Genomic DNA, 25117 nt, shown 5'->3' with positions numbered 1-25117 from the left:
CTTATGCGTATTCTGATGATTATCGACGGCCTGCCGGGCGGCGGAGCAGAAAAGGTGGTGCTGACCCTGTGCCAGGGCATGCAGCAGTTGGGGCATGATGTCAGCCTGATCTCATTGCGGGACGTCTGCAACTACCCGATCCCCACCGGCATTGATTATCAGGTGCTCAGCGACAACTGCCGATCGCCATGGCGTAAGCTGACCGAGCTGGCACGCCGCGCCGCGATGTTGGATCGCGCGGTTGCCGCCAACGAGCAGCAGCACGGCCGTTACGACCTGGTGTTCTCCAACCTGCACAAGACCGATCGTATCGTCAGCCATAGCAAAGTGCTGGACAGCACCCGGCTGTGGTTCTGCATTCACGGCATTCTGTCCACCTCCTACCTCGGCCACCGTACCGGCCTCGATCGCTGGCTGAAACGCCGCAAGGTCGCGGGTGTCTACCAACGGCAGAATATCGTTGCCGTCTCGCAGGCGGTGGGCAACGATCTCCAGCAAAATCTGGGGATTGCTCCTAACCGGTTGGCGGTGATCAACAACCCGTTCGATATCGCCGCCATCGAACAGCAGGCGGCAGAGCCTTGTGAACTGGCAGGCAAAGACTATCTGGTGCACGTGGGCCGTTTTCATCCACATAAACGCCACGACCGCTTGCTGAAAGCCTACGCACTGTCTGGTATCCAGGCCCCTTTGGCGCTGGTGGGCGCTGGCAATGAAGCGCAAATCAACGAGACCAAACGCCTTGCCACAGAGTTAAACATTAGCGATCGCGTGCTGTTCCTCGGTTTTCAGGCCAATCCCTATCCCCTGATCAAACACGCCGCGATGCTGGTGCTCAGTTCAGACAGTGAGGGGTTCGGTAACGTGCTGGTTGAAGCCTTGCTGTGCGACACGCCGGTCGTCAGCACCCGTTGCCCTGGCGGGCCTGAGGAAATTCTGGAAAAAGCGGGGTTAACCCGTGCACTGGCGGAATTAAATGAAGCCTCACTGGCGGAGAAAATGGCAGAGATTTATGCTCAGCCGCCGGTCATTAATCACCAGCAGTTGCTGAGCTATGGCCTGGAGCCTATTTGCCAACAGTATCTGGCGTTAAAGAAATAAGTCCAGGCAGGGTTACCCTGCCTGGTTGTTAATTAATTCAAGGCCTGTATTTCTTGCCACACCTCATCGACGGTAACATCAACGCAATCACCCGACTCGGTTTGCAGGATCCGATATTGCCCGCTCCACGGATGCCAAGACTCTTTATCCGTATCGCCAAAGAATACCACCATGCTTTTATTCAGTGCCGCGGCCAGATGCATCTGGCCACCGTCGCTGCACAGCACCCTGTCGCATAGCTGGAAACCGGCCAACAGTTCGCGTACCGAGGCCGTTGGGTAAAGCGCTACTCTTTCATTCTGGCAGCCAGCCAATAGCTGCTCCGCTCGCTTTTGATCGCCTATATCATCAGGCGTCAGCGTCCCCTGCGGTGACCAGAAGATCAGCACGCCGGTGGCGGGATCGGCAACCAGGCGGTTGATGATTTCGGCATAGCGCTCAATGGGCCAGCGCCGTTTCGGACTGCGGCTGCTGATATGCACGGCAAATACCCGCTCAACCGGGGGCAGCAGACTGTGTAAACGTTGCTGCGCTTGGTGCTGTTCTTCCGCAGTGAGGAAGACCTTCACCGGAGGAATGGCAATGGAGCGATCGGTGATGGCAGAGAGGTAGCTGAAGGTGTGTTCCACCTGATGCTTGCCGTGAAAATCCGCCGCGCGGAAAGGGTGATGAATTTCACTGGTGCCAAGATCTGCGCCGATAATATTTTTAACCCCGGCCATTTTTGCCAGGCGCAGGCTATATTTGCACGGCACCGGGTTAGCCAGAATAGCCGCATCAAACTTTATTTTTCTCAGCTGTAAAAATATCATCAGCCGTTCAAAATAGACCCCAAGGGTGGTCTCATTCTTGGCCTTGTGTTTGGCCTTCTTATAAACAAACACCTTGGTGAGATGCGGGTTATTTTTCACCACATCCTGGCTGACTTTATTGATAAGCAGATAGAGGTTGGCGTCAGGGTAAGCGGTTTTCACCCCTTCAATCAGCGGGGTAGTACACACGAGATCGCCAATATTGTCGCGGCGGATAATTAAAATATTCTTCATTACAAACCTATCGGCGACATCTCTCGCCTGTTGTCCCAACCTGACACCGAGCCACCAAGTTAGCGCCTTTCCCTTCCGGTTATGGTACTATTCTGGATAACCCATATAAATGAAATTGATAGAATGCTGCTCCGTTTATATCAGGTACTACTCTACCTTATCCAACCCCTGATCTGGCTCCGCTTACTGCTGCGCAGCCGCAAAGCACCAGCCTACCGTAAACGCTGGGCGGAACGCTATGGTTTCTGCGCCGGGAAAGTAGTATCGGGCGGCATTATGCTGCATTCCGTTTCTGTTGGCGAAACCCTGGCGGCGATCCCTCTGGTTCGCGCCCTGCGCCATCGTTACCCTTACTTGCCGATTACTGTGACCACGATGACGCCAACGGGTTCCGAACGGGTGCAGTCCGCTTTCGGTAAAGACGTGCATCATGTCTACCTGCCTTACGATCTGCCGGGTTCGATGCGCCGTTTCCTCGACCAGGTGGATCCCAAGCTGGTGATCATCATGGAAACCGAGCTGTGGCCCAACCTGATTAACGCCCTGCATCAGCGCCAAATCCCGCTGGTGATTGCCAACGCGCGCCTTTCCGCCCGCTCAGCGGCTGGCTACAAGAAAATCGGCGGTTTTATCCGTGATATCCTGCGCCGCATTACCCTGATCGCTGCGCAAAATCAGGAAGACGGCGAGCGCTTTATCGAACTGGGCCTGAAGCGTTCACAGCTGACCGTCACCGGCAGCCTGAAGTTCGATATCTCCGTAACGCCAGAGCTGGCGGCCAGAGCCGTTACGCTACGCCGCCAATGGGCACCACGCCGCCCGGTGTGGATCGCCACCAGCACTCACGAAGGTGAAGAAACCATTCTGCTGGAAGCCCACCGCCGGTTGCTGGAAAAGCACCCCGACCTATTACTTATCCTGGTGCCACGCCACCCGGAGCGTTTCCCAACCGCCAAAGAGCTGACGCAAAAAGCGGGCTTCAGTTACACCACCCGCAGCAGCGGCGAAATCCCTTCCAGCAGCACACAGGTGGTGATTGGCGATACCATGGGCGAACTGATGCTGCTGTACGGCATTGCCGATCTGGCCTTCGTCGGTGGCAGCCTGGTTGAGCGTGGGGGGCATAACCCCCTGGAAGCGGCCGCCCATGCCATTCCGGTGCTGATGGGCCCACATACCTTCAACTTTAAAGATATCTGCGCCAAACTCTCCGAAGCGGGCGGGATGATCACCATCAGCGATGTCGACTCCTTGGTGAAAGAGATAGAAACGCTGCTGACCGATGAAGATTATCGCCGCTATTACGGCCGCCACGCGGTTGAAGTGCTGTATCAGAACCAGGGGGCGTTGCAGCGCCTGCTGCAGTTGTTGGAGCCACACCTGCCGCCACGGAGCCACTGAATGAGCCACCGTAACAGCCTGTCGGTAGTGATGATCGCCAAAAACGAAGCCGAGTTGCTGAGCGAGTGCCTGCAATCGGTCGCCTGGGCTGATGAAATCATCGTGCTCGACTCTGGCAGCAGCGACGGTTCCGTCGCTTTGGCGGAAAGTCTGGGTGCCAAGGTGTTTACCCATACCGACTGGCAAGGCTTCGGCAAGCAGCGGCAGAAGGCGCAAAGCTACGCTACCCAGGATTACGTGCTGATGATCGACGCCGACGAACGCGTCACGCCAGAATTGCGCCACTCCATTGAGCAGGTATTAGCCAACGCCGACGATAACGTCGTCTACAGCCTGGGCCGCCGTAACCTGTTTCTTGGCCGCTTTATGCGCCACAGCGGCTGGTATCCCGACCGAGTCAACCGGCTGTATGCCAATCAGCGCTATCGCTATAACGACGATCTGGTCCATGAATCCCTCAACACCGGCGGCGCAAAAGTCGTGCCGCTGCAAGGCGATCTGCTGCACCTGACCTGCCGTGACTTTTTTGCCTTCCAGCGCAAACAGCTGCATTACGCCGAGCAGTGGGCAATCCAACGCCACCAGGCCGGTAAGCGCTGCGGTTATCTGTCGATCCTCACCCACACGCTGGGGGCGTTCTGCAAAACCTGGCTGCTGCGGGCCGGTTTCCTCGACGGCAAACAGGGCTTGCTGTTAGCCGTGGTCAACGCGCAATATACCTTCAATAAATATGCCGCACTGTGGGCATTGGGCCGCAACTATTCAGAGAAGTAAACCATGAGCAGCAAAGCCATCTACCCAGGTACCTTCGATCCAATGACCAACGGCCATCTGGATCTGGTCACCCGCGCCTCACTGATGTTTGATCACGTGATCCTGGCCATTGCCGCCAGTTCGAGCAAAAAACCGCTGTTTTCGCTGGAAGAACGCGTTGCCCTGGCCACGCAGGTGACTTCTCATCTGGATAACGTCGAGGTGCTGGGGTTCAGCGAGTTGATGGCGCACTTCGCCGCCCATCAGAACGCCAATATTCTGATACGCGGCCTGCGTGCGGTGTCCGACTTTGAATATGAATTGCAGCTGGCGAACATGAACCGCCATCTGATGCCAACGTTGGAAAGCGTGTTTCTGATGCCTTCCGAGCAGTGGTCATTTATCTCTTCTTCCTTGGTGAAGGAAGTGGCACGCCATGGCGGCGACATCGCACCGTTCTTGCCGGATGTCGTCACCAAAGCGCTGATGGAAAAGCTGGCCGCGCAGTAATCATCGCTGGCAGCGGCGGCAGAAGAAGGTGCTGCGCTGCCCGTGTTTGGCGCTCTCGATCGGTGTGCCACAGGCGCGGCAAGGTTCACCTGCCCGGCCATAGACCTGCAGTTCCTGCGCGAAATACCCCGGCTTACCGTCCGACTGCAGGAAGTCACGCAGCGTCGTTCCCCCTTGTTCAATTGAACGCAGCAACACCGCCTTGATGGTTTCGGCCAACAGATCCGCCTGCGCCTTGGTCAAGGATCCCGCCTGACGATCTGGCAGGATCCCGGCGGTAAACAGCGATTCGCTGGCATAGATATTCCCCACGCCAACCACCAGCTTGTTATCCATCAACCAAGGCTTGATCAGCGTGCGCTTATTACGGGATTTCTCGTACAGGTAGGTGCCATTGAACTCTTCACCCAGCGGTTCCGGGCCAAGATGAGCCAATACGTTGCTGGCGGCCAGATCTTCACACCATAGCCAGGCACCAAAGCGGCGCGGGTCGGTGTAGCGCAGGATAAAACCGTTGCTCATCACCAGATCGACATGGTCATGCTTACCGGCCTCGGTTTCCTCTGCCAGCATACGCAAGCTGCCAGACATCCCCAGATGCACGATAATCCAGCCGTGGTCCAACTCGATCAACAGATACTTGGCACGGCGCTGTACGCTGCGCACCGGCCGATCGCTCAGCGCCAGGATCTGCTCGGAGACCGGCCAACGCAGGCGAGCGTTACGCACCACCGCATACTGGATGTTGTGGCCAACAAGATAAGGCTCGATACCACGGCGGCTGGTTTCGACTTCTGGTAATTCAGGCATGACTGGCTCCCTCTCCGTTTGCTACCCCTATAAAATGAAAAAACCCGGCCGAGGCCGGGTTTTCATTAATCCACTAAAATTATTTAATTTTAGCTTCTTTGTAGATCACGTGTTGACGGACAACTGGATCGAATTTCTTCAGTTCCAATTTTTCCGGCTTAGTACGCTTGTTCTTCGTGGTGGTATAGAAGTGACCAGTACCAGCAGAAGAAACCAGCTTGATCTTCTCGCGAACACCTTTAGCCATGATGCAGTTCCTTAATACTTCTCACCACGGGCACGCAGATCGGCCAAGACCGTCTCAATACCCTTCTTATCGATAACACGCATACCTTTAGCAGATACACGCAGAGTTACAAAGCGCTTCTCAGCCTCAACCCAAAAACGGTGTGAGTGCAGGTTAGGCAGAAAACGGCGTTTGGTCGCGTTCATTGCGTGGGAACGGTTGTTACCGCTCACCGGGCGCTTGCCAGTAACTTGGCAGACTCGTGACATGTCTTATTCTCCAAAAATCAAATCAGCTCGAGCTTCGTATAGGGTATGGCCGCCTCGTCAGGCTTTTAGAGCCCATCTCAGCAAACTTCATACTGAGGAGACTCTCGTCATCAGGTCAGAAACCTCACATCAGGTTGGAAACCTGCTGAGATAGGCTCTTAACGCCAAACCCAAGATTCTCAAAGGTGGCGTAGTATACGCTCTGAAGCGTAAGTGCTCAAGTCCCGAACAGCTAAAGATCCCTCAAGGATCGCGAAAAAGTTGCTTATAGCCATCCGCGCTCGGCAAAAGAGACGCATTCACCCCGGCCTATCACCAAATGATCGAGCACTCGGATCTCCAATAATCGGCAGGCATTAACCACTTGCTCGGTTATCAAACGGTCGGCGTGACTGGGTTCAGCCTTACCCGAAGGGTGATTATGCGCCAGAATGAGGGCTGCTGCATTAGCCTTCAACGCCGCACGCACAATTTCTCTTGGGTGGACAACGACGCTGTTGATGGTACCAGCAAACATCTCCTGATGGCGAATAACCCGGTGCTGATTGTCTAAAAACAACACTAAAAACACCTCTCGCTCGTGGTGAGCCAGCAAACTGTGCAGATAATGCTGGGTAATTTTCGGGTTCAGCAGCGCGTTTTCCAGCAAATGGGGGCCGGAAAACAGCCGGAAGGCTAATTCGGAAATTGCCTGCAGCTGCGCATAGGTGGCAATCCCCAACCCTTTCTGACTATGAAATTGTTCGTAGTCCGCCGAAACCAGGTGATACAGCGAACCAAAGTGCGTCAGCAACTGTTCGGCCCGCTGTGAGACGTGAACCCCAGGTAGCCCGGTTCGCAAGAAAATTGCCAACAGCTCCCTATCGGAGAGCGCCGCTGCACCATCACGCATCAATTTTTCCCTGGGTGCTAAAGCCCCAGGCCATAACGACATATCCTGATTGCTCATTGCCACCTCCCTGCCTGCTACAGCAGCATGTCACGGTGAATTTCATCGTGCGACAGGTGATTGATAATATTGCGAAGTGTTACGAAAACTCGCATGTAACTGGCTGCATACACAGCAGAATCGCTCCACCTGGCAGCGGTTATGCTAAAATGTCCGCCTCTTTCGGATTTCAATCGGACAATCATGATGACGGGACTTTCCGGCAAACATATTGTGCTTGGCATCAGTGGCGGTATCGCCGCTTACAAATGCCCTGAGCTGGTGCGCCGCCTGCGCGACAGAGGCGCCGAGGTAAGAGTGGTAATGACCAGCGCTGCCAAAGCCTTCATTACCCCACTGACGCTGCAGGCCGTTTCCGGCTATCCGGTTTTCGACGATCTGCTGGATCCCGCAGCAGAAGCTGCCATGGGCCATATTGAATTGGGCAAATGGGCCGATCTGGTGATCCTGGCTCCGGCCACCGCCGATCTGCTGGCCCGCGTTGCCGCCGGCATGGCCAACGATCTGCTGACCACGGTCTGCCTGGCTACCGATGCTCCGATCGCGGCAGCACCGGCCATGAACCAACAGATGTATCGCGCAGCCGCCACTCAGGCCAATCTACAGACCTTACAAGGGCGTGGTGTGCTGCTGTGGGGGCCAGACAGCGGTAGCCAGGCCTGTGGTGATATCGGGCCTGGCCGCATGCTGGATCCATTGGAGATAGTGGAACTGGCTAACGCTCATTTCTCTGCGCCGCAGGATCTGCAAAATTTAAAGATTATGATCACCGCGGGCCCCACCCGTGAGGCACTTGATCCGGTGCGGTTCGTCAGCAACCACAGCTCCGGCAAGATGGGTTTTGCTATCGCCAAGGCCGCCGCCGCTCGCGGTGCGCAAGTCACGTTGGTCGCCGGGCCGGTCAGCCTGCCTACGCCGCCTTGGGTAACCCGTGTGGATGTCGTCAGCGCGCTGGAAATGGAGCAAGCGGTACAACAGCACGCCGCGCAGCAGAACATCTTTATCTCCTGCGCCGCCGTGGCGGATTACCGGGCAGAACAGATTGCCGATGAGAAAATCAAAAAGCAGGGTGATGAAATCATCCTCAAGATGATCAAGAATCCGGATATTGTCGCGGGCGTTGCCGCGATGAGCAAAAATCGCCCCTTTGTCGTCGGGTTTGCGGCTGAAACCCAGAATGTGGAAGAATATGCGCGACAAAAACTACTGCGTAAAAAACTGGATTTAATCTGCGCTAACGATGTATCGCTTGCAGAGCACGGTTTTAACAGTGATACCAATGCCCTGCATCTTTTTTGGCAGGATGGAGACAAGCGCCTGCCGCATAGCGACAAGGCACTCCTTGGCCAACGTTTACTAGACGAGATAGTCAGCCGTTATGATGAAAAAAATCGACGTTAAGATCCTTGACCCGCGTATCGGTCAAGATTTCCCACTACCGACCTATGCCACCCCAGGCTCTGCCGGGCTTGATCTGCGTGCCTGTCTGGACAGCGCGGTTGAGCTGGCACCAGGCGAAACCACCCTGCTGCCTACCGGCCTGGCTATCCACATCGCCGATACCGGTCTTGCTGCAGTGATCCTGCCGCGCTCCGGTCTGGGCCATAAGCACGGCGTCGTGCTGGGTAACCTGGTTGGCCTGATCGATTCCGATTATCAGGGCCAGCTGATGGTATCCGTATGGAACCGTGGCCAGAAATCCTTCACTATCGAGCCGGGTGAACGCATCGCACAGATGGTATTTGTGCCGGTAGTGCAAGCCGAGTTTAATCTGGTGGAAGAGTTCGATAGCAGCGAACGGGGTACCGGTGGTTTTGGCCACTCCGGTCGCCAATAGAACCTGCCCGTAACCGAATGATTTACAGGGATGGCGCCTGCCACTGCGCCGCTTGCAATGCGGCACGGTTGGTCTGGCAATTGAGAGTAACGCACGGAGAATAAGGGTCTGAAAGACCTGTTAGCCATTACACCGTACAACAGCGATCTTATAAGCCGCACAGAGTTTACTCTGCAACGGCCGGTGCGCGGGTTTTCGCAAATCTATACCCGAAGAGATTGAGGGGATAAGCCGTTTTAGCAAGGGTCTAATCAAACATGGCAGAAAAAGAAAATACCAAAAGGAATCGGCGTGAGGAGATATTGCAGGCGTTAGCCCAGATGCTGGAATCCAGCGACGGCAGCCAGCGCATTACCACAGCCAAGCTTGCCGCAAACGTTGGTGTCTCTGAGGCTGCCCTTTATCGGCATTTCCCCAGCAAGACGCGGATGTTTGATAGCCTGATCGAGTTTATTGAAGATAGCCTGATAACGCGCATCAACCTGATCTTGCAGGATGAAAAAGAGACGTTCAACCGCCTACGCCTGATTGTGTTGTTGGTACTGGGGTTTGCAGAGCGCAACCCAGGCCTGACCAGGATCATGACCGGCCACGCGCTGATGTTTGAACAAGATCGCCTGCAGGGCAGGATCAACCAGCTGTTCGAGCGGATTGAAGCGCAACTGCGTCAGGTGTTAAAGGAACGTAAACTCCGGGAAGGAAAGGGCTTTATCGTCGATGAGACCTTGCTGGCCAGCCAGATCCTGGCCTTCTGTGAAGGGATGCTGTCACGCTATATTCGCTCTGAATTCCGCTACCGCCCAACGCAAGATTTCGATGCCCGCTGGCCGCTGTTAGCGGCACAACTGCAGTAACAAATATCGCCGGGTTCAACCCGGCGCTATTATTTTAACCCCGGATTTTAAACCCCGTACTGCTCGCGATATGCCTTCACGGCCACCAGGCTTTCGGCCATTTCCGGCTGCTCTTCCAGGTAAGCAATCAACTCCTTGAGCGTAATAATCGAGATCACTTTGCAGTGATAATCACGCTCCACTTCCTGGATTGCAGAAATGTCAGCACGGCCACGTTCCTGACGATCGAGAGAAATCAGCACACCTGCCAGGCTGGCGTTATGGGCACTGATAATTTCCATCGATTCGCGGATGGCCGTCCCGGCGGTGATCACGTCATCTACCAGCATCACACGCCCCTGCAACGGGCTGCCTACCAGCGTACCGCCTTCACCATGTTCCTTGGCTTCCTTACGGTTGAAGCAATAAGGCACATCGAGATTGTGATGTTCTGCCAATGCCACTGCGGTGGTGGTCGCGATCGGGATACCTTTGTAGGCTGGGCCAAACAGCAGATCGAACTCGATGCCGGAATCCACCAGCGCTTCGGCATAAAAACGCCCTAACAGCGCCAGATCACGCCCGGTATTAAACAGGCCGGCATTGAAGAAATAGGGGCTGGTACGGCCGGATTTCAGGGTGAACTCGCCGAATTTCAATACCTGCTTGCGGAGCGCAAACTCGATAAACTGGCGCTGGTAGGCTTTCATTACTGCTTCTCCTAATTGGGTCGATAACTTTGGTTCTATTTTCCGGGCATAAAAAAGGCGACTGCTTGGTCGCCTTTAAAAATCAGTCTGCCAGCGCCGCTTTCTGCGCCTGGAAGATGGTTTCGATTCCCCCTCGGGCCAGCGCCAGTAGCGCCAATAGCTCATCGTGGCTGAACGGCTCACCCTCGGCGGTGCCTTGCACCTCGATCATGCGGCCATCTTCCATCATCACCACGTTCATATCGGTTTCTGCGGCGGAATCTTCCACATACTCCAGATCGCACAGCGCTTCGCCGCCAACGATACCGACTGAAACCGCAGCCACCAGCCCTTTCATCGGGTTGGTTTTCAGTTTACCGGCGGTAACCAGCGCATTCAGCGCATCGGCCAGCGCCACACAGGCTCCGGAGATAGAAGCGGTACGGGTGCCGCCATCGGCTTGCAGCACATCGCAGTCCAGAGTGATGGTGAACTCACCGAGTTTTTTCAGATCCACTGCGGCACGCAGTGAACGAGCGATCAGACGCTGGATCTCCAACGTACGGCCACCCTGCTTGCCTTTGGCCGCTTCGCGGGCATTACGGCTGTGGGTAGAACGCGGCAACATGCCGTATTCTGCGGTGATCCACCCTTGCCCTTGGCCTTTCAAAAAGCGCGGAACGCCCTCTTCTACCGTGGCGGTGCACAAAACTTTGGTATCGCCAAACTCAACCAGCACTGAACCTTCAGCGTGTTTCGTGTAGTGACGGGTCAGTGTCAGGGGGCGAACTTGTTGTGGTGCTCTGCCTGCAGGACGCATGGGCTCTCTCCGGCTTCTTATTAACGTTTGGCTGCGCATTATACGGGCTTCGTGACGTTATGCCTATCCTGCCCGCAGGTGCAACGCTATAATCGTTCCATCTTTTCCTATTTACGGGTACGCACAATGATCCGCAGCATGACCGCCTACGCCCGGCGTGAAATCAAGGGTGAATGGGGCAGCGCAGCTTGGGAGCTGCGTTCCGTTAACCAACGCTACTTAGAAACCTACATCCGTCTGCCTGAGCAGTTCCGTAGCCTCGAGCCAGTGATCCGCGAGCGTATCCGTGGCCGCCTGACGCGTGGCAAAGTGGAGTGCAACCTGCGCTTTGAGCTCGACCCAAGCGCGCAAAGCTCGATGATCCTGAACGAAAAACTGGCCAAGCAGCTGGTTGAAGCCGCTAACTGGGTCAAAATGCAGAGCGACGAAGGAGAAATCGATCCGATCGACGTCCTGCGCTGGCCGGGCGTGATGTCCGCTCAGGAACAGGATCTGGACCTCATCAGCAACGAGCTGATGCAGGCGCTGGAAGGCGCACTGGATGATTTCATCGTGGCACGCGAAAGCGAAGGCACCGCGCTGAAAGCCCTGATCGAGCAACGCCTCGACGGCGTGAGCGCCGAAGTGGCCAAAGTCCGCGCCCAGATGCCTAATATCCTGCAATGGCAGCGCGAACGTTTGGTCAGCAAGCTGGAAGAAGCCCAGGTACAGCTGGAAAACACTCGCCTGGAGCAGGAACTGGTGCTGATGGCACAGCGTATCGACGTCGCCGAAGAGCTGGACCGCCTGGAAGCGCACGTCAAAGAGACGCACAACATCCTGAAGAAGAAAGAAGCCGTTGGCCGTCGCCTCGACTTTATGATGCAGGAATTCAATCGCGAATCGAATACGCTGGCGTCCAAGTCGATCAATGCCGAAGTGACTACCTCAGCGATTGAGCTGAAAGTGCTGATTGAGCAGATGCGCGAGCAAATTCAGAATATCGAGTAAATTTTAAGTGCCATCATTGAACAGAGAGCCCGCATAACAGCGGGCTTTTTAATATCACCACTCATCGAGGTTTCCTATGTCCAAATATGCCCCGAATCATCAGATGGATATTGTCTTGGCTTTACTGCGAGAAGGTATGCTCAATATCTAGCAGCTATCGAGCCCACATGTTGGAAACCATTTCGGTGAAGTCACCAAAAAGCTAACCCTACATCGCAGGGCTAACTCAATATCAGGCCAGCCCCACCATCCTCCGCAATAACCCCATCAGCCAAACGGATCACACGCGGAAAGTGCGTTTTAACAAAAGCATAATCATGGCTGATGGCCAGCACGGTGGTGCCTTGCGAACGGCAAACCGCTAACCAGCGGGTAAATACCCCCAACCAATAGCTATCAAAGTCACGGCTGGGTTCGTCCAACAGCAGCAGAGGTGGCGCAACGGCAGCGAGGCTGGCAACGGCGACCATACGCCGCTGACCGGCATGTAAATCCAATGGGTGAGCATCCGCAACATCCGTTAGCTCACAAAGCGCCAGCGTTTGATCAACACGCTGCTCCAGGCTATCGCCGCGCACCCCCTGATGGCGTAAGCCAAAAGCGATCTCATCGCGTACCCGGTTGCGAAAGATCTGCCGTTCTGCTTCCTGAAATAATACTCCCAGCAACGGCGCACGCTGTGCCGCTTTAAGGGTGGCAATATTTTGGCCCTGCAAGAAAACCTTGCCGCCGGTCGGTTTTAGCAACCCGGCCATCAGGCGTAATAACGTGGATTTCCCAGCGCCGTTATCCCCGATCAAGGCCACCCATTCCCCGGCCCTAATGGTGAGATCCAAACCGTTAATGATGGGTTCGGCCACGCCTGACCACTGATATTCCAGCGATTCAATCGTTAGCATAATGAAAGCCTACCTTGCTCCAGTGCCCAGGTTTGCAGGCAATAAGTGGCAACCTTGGTGAGTGACCGTTCAAAGAGCAAAATCACGCACTGCTGCTGATTAGCGTAAGTAACCAACTGTTGTAACAGCTTGGTGGTAGCATCGGGTGTCAAACGGCTAAAGGCTTCATCCAGCAATAGTAGCCGGGGGCGCATCGCCAGCGCACAGGCCATCACCACCCGTTGCGCCTCGCCGCCAGAGAGCGTAGCTGGATGACGATGGCGTAAGGCGTGGCAATCGGTGAACGTCAGCGCCTGTTCGATACACCCCATTATCTCGGCTTCATCCAGGCACAGATTCTCCGGCCCGAAGGCGATCTCCTCTTCGACCGTGAAGGTACAGCCGGAAAGTTGCAGCTGGGGTGCCTGTTGAATGAGCTGCACCTGCTGCGCCATTTCAACCAGCGGGCGCGAACCTATTTCCTCACCGAGGACCAGTCCTGATCCCTGTAATGTGCCGGGTAAGAAGTCGGGGAAACAGCCTGCCAGCAGTTGGGCAAGCGTGGTTTTGCCGCTGCCATTGCCGCCGCTAATGCCATATAAACCTGGAACCTCGCAATGTAGTTCGATGCTTTCCAACTGCCAGCGACTACCTTGAGGAATAAAGCTCAGCGCATTCAGTGCCACAACCACAGCCAGGCTCCTATTTCCAATGCCGCCACCAACAGCAAGCCATAGCGCACGCTACGTTGCAGCGGGCTGTCGCTCGGTGCCCATAGCGTTGTGCGTCTGGGATGCAGCCGAAAAGCACGCATATCCAGCGCCGTGCTGCGCGCGGTTAAATCATTCAACGCACTGTGGGTTAACGGGATAACCAATGCCGGAATGTAGCGCAATCGTTGATACCAATAGCCGTCTAGCGGCACGCCTCGCGCCAGCTGTGCCTGATAAATCGCGGCCAGTTGCGCTCGCAGTTGTTCGGCAACCAGCAGCGGCCCTGCCAGCAGGTAGGCCAGCCCGAGCGGCAAACGGCTGGCAAACAGAGCGCGAATAACGCGCTGCGGCGGCACGTATTGCAGCCAGATTTGCCCAAAACTTAGCAACGCCAACAAGCGTAGCCAGAGCGCGGCGGCGTTGAGCATTTCGCTATCATCACGTGCCTCCCCCCGTAACCACCACGCCAGCCAACCGCTATGCACCAGCCATAAGCCGCCCGCCATGGGTAACATGATCCACGCCACATAGCGCCAGCGATGCCGGGTACTTTTCATCAGGATCAGCAATAGAAAGCTCGCCAGGCTATAGGCTAGCAACGGATAACCAAACGGCATCAGCAAGCTGCTGGTACCCAGTACCAGCCAAAGAGCCAGCGAGGTAAACGGGTGCATTAACGCACGGCAGCCATTGCGGGGAAATTACGCAAGGTTCGCTGCGACATATTACGCACCAATAGCCAGACGATGATGGCAACCAGCACTTTATCTATCAGGTTGATCCCCAACACAGTCATTGCGACGGATTCGATCAGATTGCTACCCATTGAATGCACATAGGCGACAAAGAAGTCTGCGCCACTGCCAGTGACCCCGGCGAACAGATAGGTACGGATCGGTACGGCAACAATCGTCACAGCCAAGGTGATCACCACACCGCTTAAGATCACTTTTGGTAACGTCCGGAACCAACCGATGCTCGCCAATAAGCCAGCCACCAAACCAATCACCATTGCCACCGGTGCAAACGCCGCAGCAATCGGGCCGGTGAGCAGGCCCCAGATCAGGTTGGTCAATAAACCGGTCAACATGCCGATAATCGGCCCGGCGAGAATTGCACTCAGCAAGGTACCGATAGAATCGAGGAAAATAGGCAGCTTCAGCATCGATACCAACTGCCCGCCAATCATGTTGATAGCAATTGAAATCACCATCAACACCAACGTCTGACTCGATAACCCATTACGTGCCATAACAACCTCACTCAACTAGTAGGAAAATTAGCGTTGCTCGACGTTTAATTCGTCATAGCCTGAAAGCGCGCAAGGTTGTCGGCTAAATACGACATCGTTCAATTCCCCAATCACCAATTCGAGCGTGGTGCGCACGGTGCAGCCTGCCATCACATGGCCGCCGGTCATATGACCATGCTCATCGGCCACGGCCAGATGCAGATGTTCGCCTCCGGCCTCCAACGTGCCAATCAGTGACACCACTTCAAATTTTCCGGTCAATAACGTGGTGCCTTCACAGCTGGCATAGCGCAACGCCACGTCACTCAAGCTGCCGACGCAACCACTGATCCAGGCGGCACGCAAATCCTGCTGCCGGATAAAATCACGAAGAGCAGCCAGCAGGTCTTGTTGCGGTAACAGACGCAAGGCATAAAACCGTGCCGTAGACGGCGTTGATGTCTCCACGATAAGATCCTTTACCCCAGTGGGTTGGGTGATACGGAAAAGAGGGAAATGGCGTCGGGAAGGTAGGATGCTGCATGAGGGATGTGACTCCAAATAACTCCGAACCTCGGACGTTATGCAGCATGATAGAGATTGATACGGCCGATGTATGTGACATAGGTCAGTAAAAGCGGCGGTGCTGGTATGCTGGCCAAAAGCTAAATTGGAATGGGTCTGAAAGAACACTGATGCCAAAAATAAAAAGCCAAGAAACTCTGGTACGCGAGCGTAAGCGCTGGGTAGCGCTAGCGATCCTGGTGGCGGCCATTGTTGGCAGCTACCTGTGGTGGAAACAAGGGACACTGCGATACGAAGAGTGGAGCCCCAACAAACAGTATGTGGTGCGCAATTATAAAACCTTCGAGTTTATTCCGCGTTTCACCATGCCTGGCGATGGCGGGCATTACTCCGGCTACATGCGGGTTTATGACCGCAACGGCAAGCTGCTCTACGAAGAGTATTCCGACCTGCTCGACTTTGTCGAAGGCCCATTCTGGGCAAAAGAAGGCGTCTATTGGATGGGTAACGACAATCAGGACATCGTTCGCCTACCCACCTCGCCGGTAGATTGAAGCTAGCGGACAAGTGGCCTCCTGATGGGGGGCTTAACCCGTCAGTTATAAGCGGCGGCCTGCTCTTCGGTGATCAGCTCCATCTTTTCAAGCTGAACGGCAATACCGCGCAGTGAGCGCCCAAACTCCACGCTTAACGCCTCTATCGTTTTACCAGCGCTGTAGCCTTCCTCCAATAGCTTCCTGTCTTCTTCCGACCAGGGGAAATTGAAGTTTGCGGGCCTACCCTCGGCAATATTTTTCTGCCGCCGCTCCTCGGGTGATAACTTTGCCTTTTTCACCCGTTCTCGCTCGGCGTAAAACTCATCCGCCAGGGCAAACAGCATCCGGATCGTCTCTGGGGAATGAACCAGCGAGGTATGATTCAAAAATTCCCCCGTTTCTGGGTTAATCCCCCTCGCCAGCGCACGCAACGTCAGGTAGGTCTGCATCATGGTTTCCGTCCTTAAAAATCTAACCGTCATTCTCGCGGCTAGTTCCCTGCCTATTGTTGCTCATAAAACGAACTATTCAACGATTCGATCGGAATGCGTATTAACTTTGCGAAGCAAATTCCAAATTAACTCTATTTCTTGCAAGAAAATAACCACTTAAAAACAATACCCATTCAGAAATGGGAAACTCAATGCCGTCGATAATTCTCCCGGTAATCGGTGAAACAGGTTTATCTACAATATTCACAGATAGTTTTCACTTGAAATTAATAAGGTAAATTAACCACTTACCGAATTTAGACCGTTCGCGATAAATTAAGGATTACTCACCGCACCGCTGGCTACTTATTAAGGAGTATTTTCCCGCTAACTCTCCCTTATTTTGATTTCCCTCAATAACGCTTGGGCTATTGCTGTTAGTTTGCCATGACTAAAAAACCACTGATAAGCATTAGGGAAAGCAATGGACGTCAATCGCAGACAGTTTTTTAAAATCTGCGCTGGCGGGATGGCTGGGACCACGGTGGCAGCATTAGGCTTCGCGCCCAAGGCTGCGTTAGCGGAAACGCGCAACTACAAATTATTGCGCGCCAAAGAAACCCGCAACACCTGTACCTACTGTTCCGTAGGCTGCGGTTTATTGATGTATAGCCTGGGCGATGGGGCAAAAAACGCCAAATCGACGATTTTCCATATCGAAGGCGACGCGGATCACCCGGTAAACCGCGGGGCGCTGTGCCCGAAAGGCGCTGGCCTGCTGGACTATATCCACAGTGATAGCCGCCTGCGTTACCCAGAGTATCGCGCGCCTGGTTCAGATAAATGGCAGCGCATCAGCTGGAATGATGCCTTTGACCGCATTGCCAGGCTGATGAAAAATGACCGGGATGCCAACTTCGAAGCCACCAACGCCGCTGGCGTGACGGTAAACCGTTGGCTTTCCACCGGGATGTTATGCGCCTCTGCGGCCAGTAACGAAACCGGCATGCTGACACAAAAGTTTGTCCGATCGCTGGGCATGCTGGCAGTTGATAACCAAGCGCGTGTCTGACACGGACCAACGGTAGCAAGTCTTGCTCCAACATTTGGTCGCGGTGCGATGACCAACCACTGGGTTGATATCAAAAACGCCAACGTTGTGATGGTGATGGGCGGCAACGCCGCTGAAGCGCATCCGGTGGGATTCCGCTGGGCGATGGAAGCCAAAAACAACAACGACGCCACGTTAATCGTCGTCGATCCCCGCTTTACCCGTACCGCATCGGTAGCCGATATCTACGCGCCGATCCGCTCCGGCACCGACATTACCTTCCTGTCGGGCGTGTTGCTGTACCTGATTTCCAACAACAAGATCAACGCTGAATACGTGAAGCATTACACCAACGCCAACCTGTTGGTCCGGGATGACTTTACGTTTGAAGACGGGTTGTTCAGCGGTTATGACGACAACAAACGTCAGTACGACAAAACCACCTGGAACTACCAGTTTGGTGAAGATGGTTATGCCTTGCGTGATGATACGCTCCAGCATCCGCGTTGCGTCTGGAACCTGCTGAAAGCACACGTCAGCCGCTACACGCCTGAAGTGGTGGAAAACATCTGCGGCACCCCAAAGGAAGATTTCCTGAAGGTGTGTGAAGTCCTGGCTTCCACCAGCGCAGCAGACCGTACCACCACCTTCCTGTACGCCTTGGGCTGGACCCAGCACACGGTCGGCGCGCAGAACATCCGTACCATGGCGATGATCCAGTTGCTGCTCGGCAACATGGGCATGGCTGGCGGCGGCATCAACGCCCTGCGCGGTCACTCCAACATTCAGGGGTTGACCGATATTGGCCTGCTGTCCACCAGCCTGCCGGGGTACCTGACGCTGCCTTCGGATAAACAGACCGATCTGACCACCTATCTGGCCGCCAATACGCCAAAGGCCACCTTGCCTGGCCAGGTTAACTACTGGAGCAATTACCCGAAATTCTTCGTCAGCCTGATGAAGAGCTTCTACGGCGACGCTGCCCAGAAAGAGAATAACTGGGGCTTTGATTGGTTGCCGAAGTGGGATCAGTCCTACGACGTCATGAAGTACTTCCAGATGATGGATCAGAATAAGGTCAACGGCTATATCTGCCAGGGCTTTAACCCGGTCGCCTCCTTCCCGGACAAGAATCAGGTGGTCGCCTCACTGGCCAAACTGAAGTATCTGGTGATCATAGACCCGTTGGTTACGGAAACTTCCAATTTCTGGCAGAACCACGGCGAGATGAACGATGTCGATACCGCGTCGATCCAAACCGAAGTGTTCCGGCTACCATCCACCTGCTTTGCCGAAGAAGACGGCTCAATCGCCAACTCCGGCCGCTGGCTGCAATGGCACTGGAAAGGCGGCGATGCCCCAGGTGAAGCGATTACCGACGGCGAGATCCTGGCCGGCCTGTACCATCGCCTGCGCCAGATGTATGGCAGCGAGGGCGGTAAAGGTGTCGAGCCACTACTGAAGATGGGCTGGCACTATGAACGGCCAGACCACCCAGAATCCGAGGAAGTGGCCAAAGACAGCAACGGCTACGCGCTGGAAGATCTGTATGACGCCAACGGCAATCTGCTGGCGAAAAAAGGCCAGTTGCTGGATTCCTTCGCGATGCTGCGCGATGACGGCAGCACGGCTTCAGCCTGTTGGATCTATACCGGCAGTTGGACCAGCAAGGGCAACCAGATGGCCAACCGTGATAACAGCGATCCGTCAGGGTTGGGCAACACGCTGGGCTGGGCCTGGGCATGGCCGCTGAACCGCCGCATTATCTACAACCGCGCCTCCGCTGACCCAATGGGTAAACCTTGGGATCCGCAACGCATGCTGATTGAATGGAACGGCAGCAAGTGGGTCGGGAATGATATTCCAGACTACAACACCGCCGCACCGGGCAGCGGCGTTGGGCCGTTCATCATGCAACCGGAAGGGCTTGGTAGGCTGTTTGCCCTCGACAAAATGGCCGAAGGTCCGTTCCCGGAACACTACGAGCCGTTTGAAACGCCGTTGGGCACCAACCCACTACATCCAAACGTGATCTCTAACCCGGCGGCCCGTCTCTATCCGTCCGACGCCAAGCGCATGGGTGATAAATCCGAGTTCCCTTACGTCGGTACCACCTATCGTCTGACCGAGCATTTCCACACCTGGACCAAGCACGCGCGCCTTAACACGATCATGCAGCCGGAACAGTTCGTGGAAATCAGTGAACGGCTGGCGAAGGAGAAAGGGATTGAGCAAGGCGATACCGTCAAGGTCAGCAGCAAACGCGGCTTTATCAAGGCGAAAGCCGTGGTGACCCGCCGTCTGCAAACCCTGAAGGTTAACGGGCAGGATGTCGACACCATCGGTATTCCACTGCATTGGGGCTTTGAAGGGGCAGCCCGCAAAGGCTACCTGGCCAACACCCTGACGCCGTTTGTCGGCGATGCCAACTCGCAAACGCCGGAATACAAGGCGTTTCTGGTTAACGTGGAAAAGGTGTAAGGAGCCGAATTTATGTCCATGCAATCCCAAGACATTATCAAACGTTCGGCCACCAACACCCTGACGCCGCCTCCCCAAGCGCGTGATTACAAGGTCGAGGTCGCCAAGCTGATTGACGTTTCCACGTGCATCGGTTGCAAGGCCTGTCAGGTGGCCTGTTCCGAATGGAACGATATTCGCGATGAAGTAGGACACTGCGTTGGGGTTTATGACAACCCCGCCGATCTGAGTGCCAAATCCTGGACGCTGATGCGTTTCTCGGAGGTGGAGCAGAACGGCAAGCTGGAATGGCTGATCCGCAAGGATGGCTGTATGCACTGCGCAGATCCGGGTTGCCTGAAGGCCTGCCCGTCTGCCGGGGCGATTATCCAATATGCCAACGGCATCGTGGATTTTCAGTCCGAGCACTGCATCGGCTGTGGTTACTGCATCAGCGGCTGCCCGTTCAACATTCCACGGCTGAACCCGCAAGACAACCGGGCGTACAAATGTACCCTGTGCGTTGACCGCGTCAGCGTGGGCCAGGAACCTGCCTGTGTGAAGACTTGCCCAACGGGCGCAATCCACTTTGGCACCAAGGCAGAAATGCTGGACGTGGCACAGGAGAGGGTCGAAAAGCTGAAGAAACGCGGCTTTGAGCATGCGGGCGTGTATAACCCACAAGGCGTTGGCGGCACCCACGTGATGTACGTACTGCACCATGCCGATAACCCCGAGCTGTACCACAATCTGCCAAAAGACCCGCATATCGATCTGTCGATCGGGTTGTGGAAAAGCGTGCTCAAACCCTTATCCGTAGCGGGCTTCATCGCCACCTTTGCCGGTTTGATTTACCACTACATCGGCATTGGCCCGAACAAGGAAGTGGATGATGAAGACGAGGAGGACCATCATGAGCAAAAGTAAAATGATCGTTCGCACCAAGTTTATCGACCGGGCCTGTCACTGGACGGTAGTCATCTGCTTCTTCCTGGTGTCGCTGTCCGGCATTGCGCTGTTCTTCCCCACGCTGCAATGGCTGACCGAAACCTTTGGTACGCCGCAGATGGGTCGCATCCTGCATCCTTTCTTTGGTGTACTGATCTTTATCGCGCTGATGTTTATGTTCTTCCGCTTTGTGAAGCATAACATTCCCGAGAAAGAGGACTTGCCGTGGGTCAAGGGCATCGTGGAAGTGCTGAAGGGCAATGAGCATAAGGTCGCTGACGTCGGCAAATATAATGCCGGCCAGAAGATGATGTTCTGGAGCATCATGAGCATGATTTTCGTGCTGTTGATCACCGGTATTATCATTTGGCGCCCTTATTTCGCCCACAACTTCCCGATCCCGGTGATCCGCTATGCGCTGTTGATCCACGCCGCGTCGGCGATCGTGCTGATCCACGCCATTCTGATCCATATGTATATGGCATTCTGGGTGAAAGGCTCGATCAAAGGCATGATTGAAGGCAAGGTCAGCCGCCGCTGGGCGAAGAAGCATCACCCACGCTGGTACCGTAAGGTCGAGGCTGAAGAGCAGAAAGACGAGCAGTAACCCGTTGAAATTCGCCCCTTCGAATGAGGGGGCGACTCTCTCCTCAAGCGAGCACTGAACCATCAAAGATCTGCTGCATGCTTTCGATCAGGCTCAGCAACTCGCTATTAGCCCCAGGCTTCCACAGTGCCACCATCGGGTGCATCAATCCCTGTTTCCCCAATTCCGTATCGAGCCGCTCAACCTGTGGCAAATGCTGCATTTTTAGATGAGTTGGCAGGAAGGCCCATCCCAACCCGGTGGTTAACAACGTTTGCAGCAAAGCCAGTTCATTGACGACCTGGATGCGATCGGCGATTTGCAGGCGCTTCGCCATCGGCTCGGGCAGATCATAAAAGGGAATAAGTTGGGTGCTGGATGCCAGCGACAGCAAGGTGACCGGGCTACCCACGGGGAAAAAACCCTCGCGAGCATAGACGGCCAACTCAATGGCCCCTAAGGCTCGCCACTTAAATTTTTCGCCAATCGAACGGTTGATCGCCTGATAAACGCCAATATCCGCCACATCGTCTGCCAACGCCTGCTCACCCTCACCACGCTCCATCATCAGCAAATCAAGCTGAATGCCGCGCTGGCCCAAAAACATCGCCAGTTCCGTTAAAAAAGCGCGCGGAGTAAACGGGTCATAGCACAGCGTCAGTTTCTGCCGCACCTGCTGCGGAATATGCTGAGCCAGCAGGCTAAGGGCCTCTGCCTCCTGCAAAAACAGCCGAGCTTGCCGGTAAAGGCGCTGGCCCGCCTCGGTCAATTGCAATGGGCGGGTACGGCGATCGCACAGGGAATAGCCTAGATCCAACTCCAGATTTTCGATCAATTCACTGACGGTGGTGCGATCCTTCCCCAACCGCTTGGCGGCCTGGGTGAGATTGCCGGTCTCACAAACGCTGGCGAAAGCTTCAATCTGCGCCAACGAAAAACCTATTTTCCCCATCTCTCCTCCACAAAATTGCGGGGGATTTCCCCCCGTTCATCCACTCTACGATATGAGTTCGCGGGCTTACCATTATTTTGTTCACCTCATTCAGGTAAGGAAAAAACCATGAAAAAGCTCACACACAGCGTATCAGCCCTACTGGTAGGTGCCGCACTCAGCGCCAGCCTGGCAACCGGGGCGCAAGCCTGCACCCGCGCCTTTATGAATATGTACCCAGGCTATATGGTCAGCGCACGCAATCTGGATTTCTTCGGGCCGGTAGATCCCTCACTGGTGATCACACCACGCGGTATTGCGCATAACGGCGGGGATGCGAAGAACGCCGCCCAGTGGCAAACCCACTACGGCAGCGTCGTGGTATATGCCGATGGCGTATTCCCAATGGACGGTATGAATGAAAAGGGGCTGGCGGGCCATACGCTGTTTTATATGAATGGCAGCCAAGTGCAGCAGGACAATCAGGACAAACCGGTGATCGAAAGCCGCGCCTGGTTGAGCTATATCCTGGATAATTACGCCACCGTTGATGAGGCGGTTAAAGCCATCCACAGCGATGTTCGCCTGGCCGCCGCCCATATGCCTATCGATTACGCTTCGGATACCAAACACATCGCGATCGAGGACGTTAGCGGCGATTCGGCCATCATCGAGATCGATAACGGCAAAGTGAATATCTATCACGACAAAAATTATCGGGTGATGACCAATCCCCCTTCTTACGATAAACAACTCCAGAACCTGGCGAAGTATCAGAATGCCAAGCGCAGCGAAATCCCTGGTGGCTTGGAAGCGGATGAGCGCCTGGTGCGCGCCAGCTATGATTTGAAAAATCTGCCACAGCCGGACAATAAAAACCAGGCGCAGGGCTTCATCTTATCGGTGCTTAATAATGTGGCTTACCCGATCGGTTCACCGGCTGAGCCAAGCGAACAAAAGGTCACCGATATGTATGCCAAATACAGCAAGCGCCCGGACCAGAACAAAGGAATCGGGACTTACTGGACGGCAATTTCGGATCTGAGCCATGCGGAGTATCACTTCAAGTCCGCCTTTGCGGCTTCGCAGGTTTGGGTTCCGCTGCATGACATCAACTTCAGCCAAGGGCAGCCGGTACGCAAGATCGCCCATCTTAACGACTATGCCCAACAGGGCTGGGAAGGTAACGTGCTGGCCCAGGCGAAATAACGCTTAACCCACTATTGTTATAGGGGTAATTTCACGATCAAACGCTGCTGGCCGCCAATGGCCAGCAATAATCTGAACGCATAACTCTCACCCAAAGTATTTTGTTCTAATCGTCATGCGGGGTAATGAAAGGCACCACGGGCTGTGGCTAAATAGCGCTTTCCTAGCCTGTATGCCGTTCGGATTGTTTATGTCGCAAATTTTGCAATTTATTTTAGCCTTGGTGGTTATTGTCGTTCTCGCGTTATTGGTCAGTAATGACCGCAGGAAAATCCGCCCACGTTATATTATTCAGTTGCTGGTGATTGAAGCCGCACTGGCCTATTTCTTCCTGCATTCAGCCAGCGGACTGGGCGTTATCAAGCACGTAGCCGATTTCTTTGGCATCCTGCTGGCCTTTGCAGCACAAGGCTCCGACTTTGTTTTCGGTGGCATGAGCAACCAGGGGCTGGCCTTTATCTTCCTCGGCGTGTTGTGCCCGATTATCTTTATCTCTGCGTTGATCGGTATTTTGCAGCATTTCCGCATCTTGCCGTTGGTGATCCGCGTCGTGGGCACTTTGCTTTCAAAAGTGAACGGCATGGGAAAGCTGGAGTCCTTCAACGCCGTCAGCACGCTTGTGCTAGGCCAGTCGGAAAACTTTATTGCCTATAAGGGCATCATTGCGGATATCTCCCCACGCCGGATGTACACCATGGCAGCCACCGCGATGTCGACGGTTTCGATGTCGATCGTGGGTGCCTATATGGCGATGATCGACGCACAATACGTAGTAGCCGCGTTAATCCTCAATATGTTCAGCACCTTTATCATTCTCTCGATCATCAATCCTTATCAGGTGGACGACGAGCCGGAACTCAAGCTGAATAAACTGCATGAAGAGCAGAGCTTCTTTGAAATGCTGGGGGAATATATTCTCGCAGGTTTCAAAATTGCGATGATCATTGCCGCCATGCTGATCGGCTTTATCGCCCTGATCGCCGCCGTGAACGCCATTTTTGCTGCCATTTTTGGCATCAGTTTCCAGCAGATCCTGGGTTACGTGTTCTACCCGCTAGCCTGGCTAATCGGCATTCCGGCGCCTGATGCGCTGCGGGCTGGCAGCATCATGGCCACCAAACTGGTCGCCAATGAGTTTGTGGCGATGATTGAACTGAAAAAAATCGCGGCAGAGCTGTCCCCACGTGGTTTGGGGATCCTCTCGGTGTTCCTGGTGTCCTTCGCCAACTTTGCTTCCATCGGCATTGTTGCCGGGGCCATCAAGGGATTAAACGAGCGCCAGGGCAACGTGGTTTCCCGCTTCGGCCTGAAGCTGGTTTACGGTTCCACGCTGGTTAGCCTGCTTTCGGCAGCGGTTGCCGGGCTGGTGCTGTAAAAACAATAG

General features: G+C 54.8%; 28 protein-coding genes. 14 read left to right on the top strand and 14 right to left on the bottom strand.

Annotation, left to right across the window (positions count from 1 at the left end; translation table 11 throughout):
• The first annotated feature begins 3 nt into the window (after positions 1–3).
• A complete protein-coding gene (locus tag AC6HVW_RS22795) occupies positions 4–1101 on the top strand; it encodes a glycosyltransferase (protein ID WP_071683756.1) in 1098 nt (365 codons plus the stop codon).
• Between the two features lie 32 nt (positions 1102–1133).
• Here AC6HVW_RS22795 and AC6HVW_RS22790 read toward each other — a convergent pair whose 3' ends face one another.
• A complete protein-coding gene (locus AC6HVW_RS22790; RefSeq protein WP_071683757.1) occupies positions 1134–2147 on the bottom strand; it encodes a glycosyltransferase family 9 protein in 1014 nt (337 codons plus the stop codon).
• Positions 2148–2270: 123 nt separating this feature from the next.
• On the opposite strand from AC6HVW_RS22790, the gene waaA reads away from it, so the two are divergent.
• The 3 genes from waaA to coaD are packed head-to-tail and all read left to right on the top strand — an operon-like array spanning position 2271 to position 4811.
• Entirely contained in the window at positions 2271–3548 is a 1278-nt protein-coding gene (waaA, locus tag AC6HVW_RS22785; protein ID WP_024527873.1) for a lipid IV(A) 3-deoxy-D-manno-octulosonic acid transferase, read from the top strand.
• Positions 3549–4322: a glycosyltransferase family 2 protein gene (locus tag AC6HVW_RS22780; protein ID WP_071683758.1), complete on the top strand. Its 774-nt coding sequence runs from the start codon at positions 3549–3551 to the stop codon at positions 4320–4322.
• A 3-nt stretch (positions 4323–4325) separates the two neighbouring features.
• Positions 4326–4811 (top strand): pantetheine-phosphate adenylyltransferase, encoded by a 486-nt coding sequence (gene coaD, locus AC6HVW_RS22775; protein ID WP_021807277.1) that lies wholly within the window; start codon positions 4326–4328, stop codon positions 4809–4811.
• On the opposite strand, the gene mutM is transcribed toward coaD, so the two are convergent.
• From mutM to radC, 4 genes are all read right to left on the bottom strand, one after another.
• A complete protein-coding gene (gene mutM, locus AC6HVW_RS22770; RefSeq protein ID WP_071683759.1) occupies positions 4812–5621 on the bottom strand; it encodes a bifunctional DNA-formamidopyrimidine glycosylase/DNA-(apurinic or apyrimidinic site) lyase in 810 nt (269 codons plus the stop codon).
• Positions 5622–5700: 79 nt separating this feature from the next.
• A complete protein-coding gene (gene rpmG, locus AC6HVW_RS22765; protein WP_004392084.1) occupies positions 5701–5868 on the bottom strand; it encodes a 50S ribosomal protein L33 in 168 nt (55 codons plus the stop codon).
• An 11-nt stretch (positions 5869–5879) separates the two neighbouring features.
• Positions 5880–6116, bottom strand: a complete 237-nt coding sequence (gene rpmB, locus AC6HVW_RS22760; protein WP_004931195.1) for a 50S ribosomal protein L28 — start codon at positions 6114–6116, stop codon at positions 5880–5882.
• Between the two features lie 265 nt (positions 6117–6381).
• Complete coding sequence (gene radC, locus AC6HVW_RS22755; protein ID WP_024527869.1) at positions 6382–7065, bottom strand: RadC family protein; 684 nt, start codon at positions 7063–7065, stop codon at positions 6382–6384.
• A 183-nt stretch (positions 7066–7248) separates the two neighbouring features.
• On the opposite strand from radC, the gene coaBC reads away from it, so the two are divergent.
• The 3 genes from coaBC to slmA all read left to right on the top strand — a co-directional run bounded on the left by coaBC (position 7249) and on the right by slmA (position 9756).
• Positions 7249–8466: a bifunctional phosphopantothenoylcysteine decarboxylase/phosphopantothenate--cysteine ligase CoaBC gene (coaBC, locus tag AC6HVW_RS22750; RefSeq protein ID WP_071683760.1), complete on the top strand. Its 1218-nt coding sequence runs from the start codon at positions 7249–7251 to the stop codon at positions 8464–8466.
• The gene (dut, locus tag AC6HVW_RS22745; protein WP_039996197.1) at positions 8444–8902 is read left to right on the top strand and encodes a dUTP diphosphatase; all 459 of its coding nucleotides are present in this window, start codon (positions 8444–8446) and stop codon (positions 8900–8902) included. Before coaBC ends, dut begins: the two co-directional genes overlap by 23 nt.
• A 257-nt stretch (positions 8903–9159) precedes the next feature.
• Entirely contained in the window at positions 9160–9756 is a 597-nt protein-coding gene (slmA, locus tag AC6HVW_RS22740; RefSeq protein ID WP_021181838.1) for a nucleoid occlusion factor SlmA, read from the top strand.
• A 47-nt stretch (positions 9757–9803) separates the two neighbouring features.
• On the opposite strand, the gene pyrE is transcribed toward slmA, so the two are convergent.
• Together pyrE and rph are read right to left on the bottom strand one after the other, a co-directional pair.
• Positions 9804–10445, bottom strand: coding sequence for an orotate phosphoribosyltransferase (gene pyrE / locus AC6HVW_RS22735; protein WP_059199331.1), 642 nt, complete (start codon positions 10443–10445; stop codon positions 9804–9806).
• Positions 10446–10527: 82 nt separating this feature from the next.
• Positions 10528–11244, bottom strand: coding sequence for a ribonuclease PH (gene rph / locus AC6HVW_RS22730; RefSeq protein ID WP_039996196.1), 717 nt, complete (start codon positions 11242–11244; stop codon positions 10528–10530).
• A gap of 126 nt (positions 11245–11370) precedes the next feature.
• Between rph and AC6HVW_RS22725 the strand changes: the two genes are divergently transcribed.
• Positions 11371–12234 carry a YicC/YloC family endoribonuclease gene (locus AC6HVW_RS22725; protein ID WP_179248768.1) on the top strand — a complete coding sequence of 288 codons (864 nt, stop codon included), beginning with the start codon at positions 11371–11373 and terminating at the stop codon, positions 12232–12234.
• Positions 12235–12455: 221 nt separating this feature from the next.
• Here AC6HVW_RS22725 and AC6HVW_RS22720 read toward each other — a convergent pair whose 3' ends face one another.
• The 5 genes from AC6HVW_RS22720 to AC6HVW_RS22700 are packed head-to-tail and all read right to left on the bottom strand — an operon-like array spanning position 12456 to position 15527.
• Positions 12456–13133 (bottom strand): ABC transporter ATP-binding protein, encoded by a 678-nt coding sequence (locus tag AC6HVW_RS22720; RefSeq protein WP_071683762.1) that lies wholly within the window; start codon positions 13131–13133, stop codon positions 12456–12458.
• Complete coding sequence (locus AC6HVW_RS22715) at positions 13127–13804, bottom strand: energy-coupling factor ABC transporter ATP-binding protein (RefSeq protein WP_390900628.1); 678 nt, start codon at positions 13802–13804, stop codon at positions 13127–13129. Before AC6HVW_RS22715 ends, AC6HVW_RS22720 begins: the two co-directional genes overlap by 7 nt.
• Complete coding sequence (locus AC6HVW_RS22710) at positions 13789–14499, bottom strand: energy-coupling factor transporter transmembrane component T family protein (RefSeq protein WP_121608298.1); 711 nt, start codon at positions 14497–14499, stop codon at positions 13789–13791. The genes AC6HVW_RS22715 and AC6HVW_RS22710 overlap by 16 nt, the downstream gene beginning before the upstream one ends.
• Positions 14499–15077: an ECF transporter S component gene (locus AC6HVW_RS22705; protein WP_021807285.1), complete on the bottom strand. Its 579-nt coding sequence runs from the start codon at positions 15075–15077 to the stop codon at positions 14499–14501. Before AC6HVW_RS22705 ends, AC6HVW_RS22710 begins: the two co-directional genes overlap by 1 nt.
• A 27-nt stretch (positions 15078–15104) precedes the next feature.
• Positions 15105–15527, bottom strand: coding sequence for a PPC domain-containing DNA-binding protein (locus tag AC6HVW_RS22700; RefSeq protein WP_179253152.1), 423 nt, complete (start codon positions 15525–15527; stop codon positions 15105–15107).
• Positions 15528–15751: 224 nt separating this feature from the next.
• Between AC6HVW_RS22700 and AC6HVW_RS22695 the strand changes: the two genes are divergently transcribed.
• Positions 15752–16135: a hypothetical protein gene (locus tag AC6HVW_RS22695; protein ID WP_179248774.1), complete on the top strand. Its 384-nt coding sequence runs from the start codon at positions 15752–15754 to the stop codon at positions 16133–16135.
• Positions 16136–16176: 41 nt separating this feature from the next.
• Here the strand turns inward: AC6HVW_RS22695 and AC6HVW_RS22690 are convergent, their stop codons facing one another.
• Positions 16177–16566, bottom strand: a complete 390-nt coding sequence (locus AC6HVW_RS22690) for a hypothetical protein (protein ID WP_024482934.1) — start codon at positions 16564–16566, stop codon at positions 16177–16179.
• Positions 16567–17032: 466 nt separating this feature from the next.
• On the opposite strand from AC6HVW_RS22690, the gene fdnG reads away from it, so the two are divergent.
• Genes fdnG through fdnI form a run of 3 tightly spaced genes read left to right on the top strand, consistent with a single transcriptional unit; the run spans position 17033 to position 21614 of the window.
• Positions 17033–20080: a formate dehydrogenase-N subunit alpha gene (gene fdnG / locus AC6HVW_RS22685; RefSeq protein ID WP_186486580.1), complete on the top strand. Its 3048-nt coding sequence runs from the start codon at positions 17033–17035 to the stop codon at positions 20078–20080.
• Positions 20081–20092: 12 nt separating this feature from the next.
• Entirely contained in the window at positions 20093–20986 is an 894-nt protein-coding gene (gene fdxH, locus AC6HVW_RS22680; RefSeq protein ID WP_024527856.1) for a formate dehydrogenase subunit beta, read from the top strand.
• Positions 20973–21614: a formate dehydrogenase-N subunit gamma gene (fdnI, locus tag AC6HVW_RS22675; protein ID WP_024482937.1), complete on the top strand. Its 642-nt coding sequence runs from the start codon at positions 20973–20975 to the stop codon at positions 21612–21614. The genes fdxH and fdnI overlap by 14 nt, the downstream gene beginning before the upstream one ends.
• A 43-nt stretch (positions 21615–21657) precedes the next feature.
• On the opposite strand, the gene AC6HVW_RS22670 is transcribed toward fdnI, so the two are convergent.
• Complete coding sequence (locus tag AC6HVW_RS22670; RefSeq protein ID WP_071683769.1) at positions 21658–22545, bottom strand: LysR family transcriptional regulator; 888 nt, start codon at positions 22543–22545, stop codon at positions 21658–21660.
• Positions 22546–22653: 108 nt separating this feature from the next.
• Between AC6HVW_RS22670 and AC6HVW_RS22665 the strand changes: the two genes are divergently transcribed.
• Both AC6HVW_RS22665 and AC6HVW_RS22660 read left to right on the top strand, forming a co-directional pair.
• Positions 22654–23733 (top strand): linear amide C-N hydrolase, encoded by a 1080-nt coding sequence (locus AC6HVW_RS22665; RefSeq protein WP_071683770.1) that lies wholly within the window; start codon positions 22654–22656, stop codon positions 23731–23733.
• A 190-nt stretch (positions 23734–23923) separates the two neighbouring features.
• The gene (locus AC6HVW_RS22660) at positions 23924–25108 is read left to right on the top strand and encodes a NupC/NupG family nucleoside CNT transporter (protein ID WP_071683771.1); all 1185 of its coding nucleotides are present in this window, start codon (positions 23924–23926) and stop codon (positions 25106–25108) included.
• Positions 25109–25117: the final 9 nt, after the last annotated feature.

The sequence above is a fragment of the Serratia sp. NCCP-200 genome (assembly GCF_059697885.1).
This window is presented reverse-complemented; position numbering and strand designations above follow the sequence as displayed.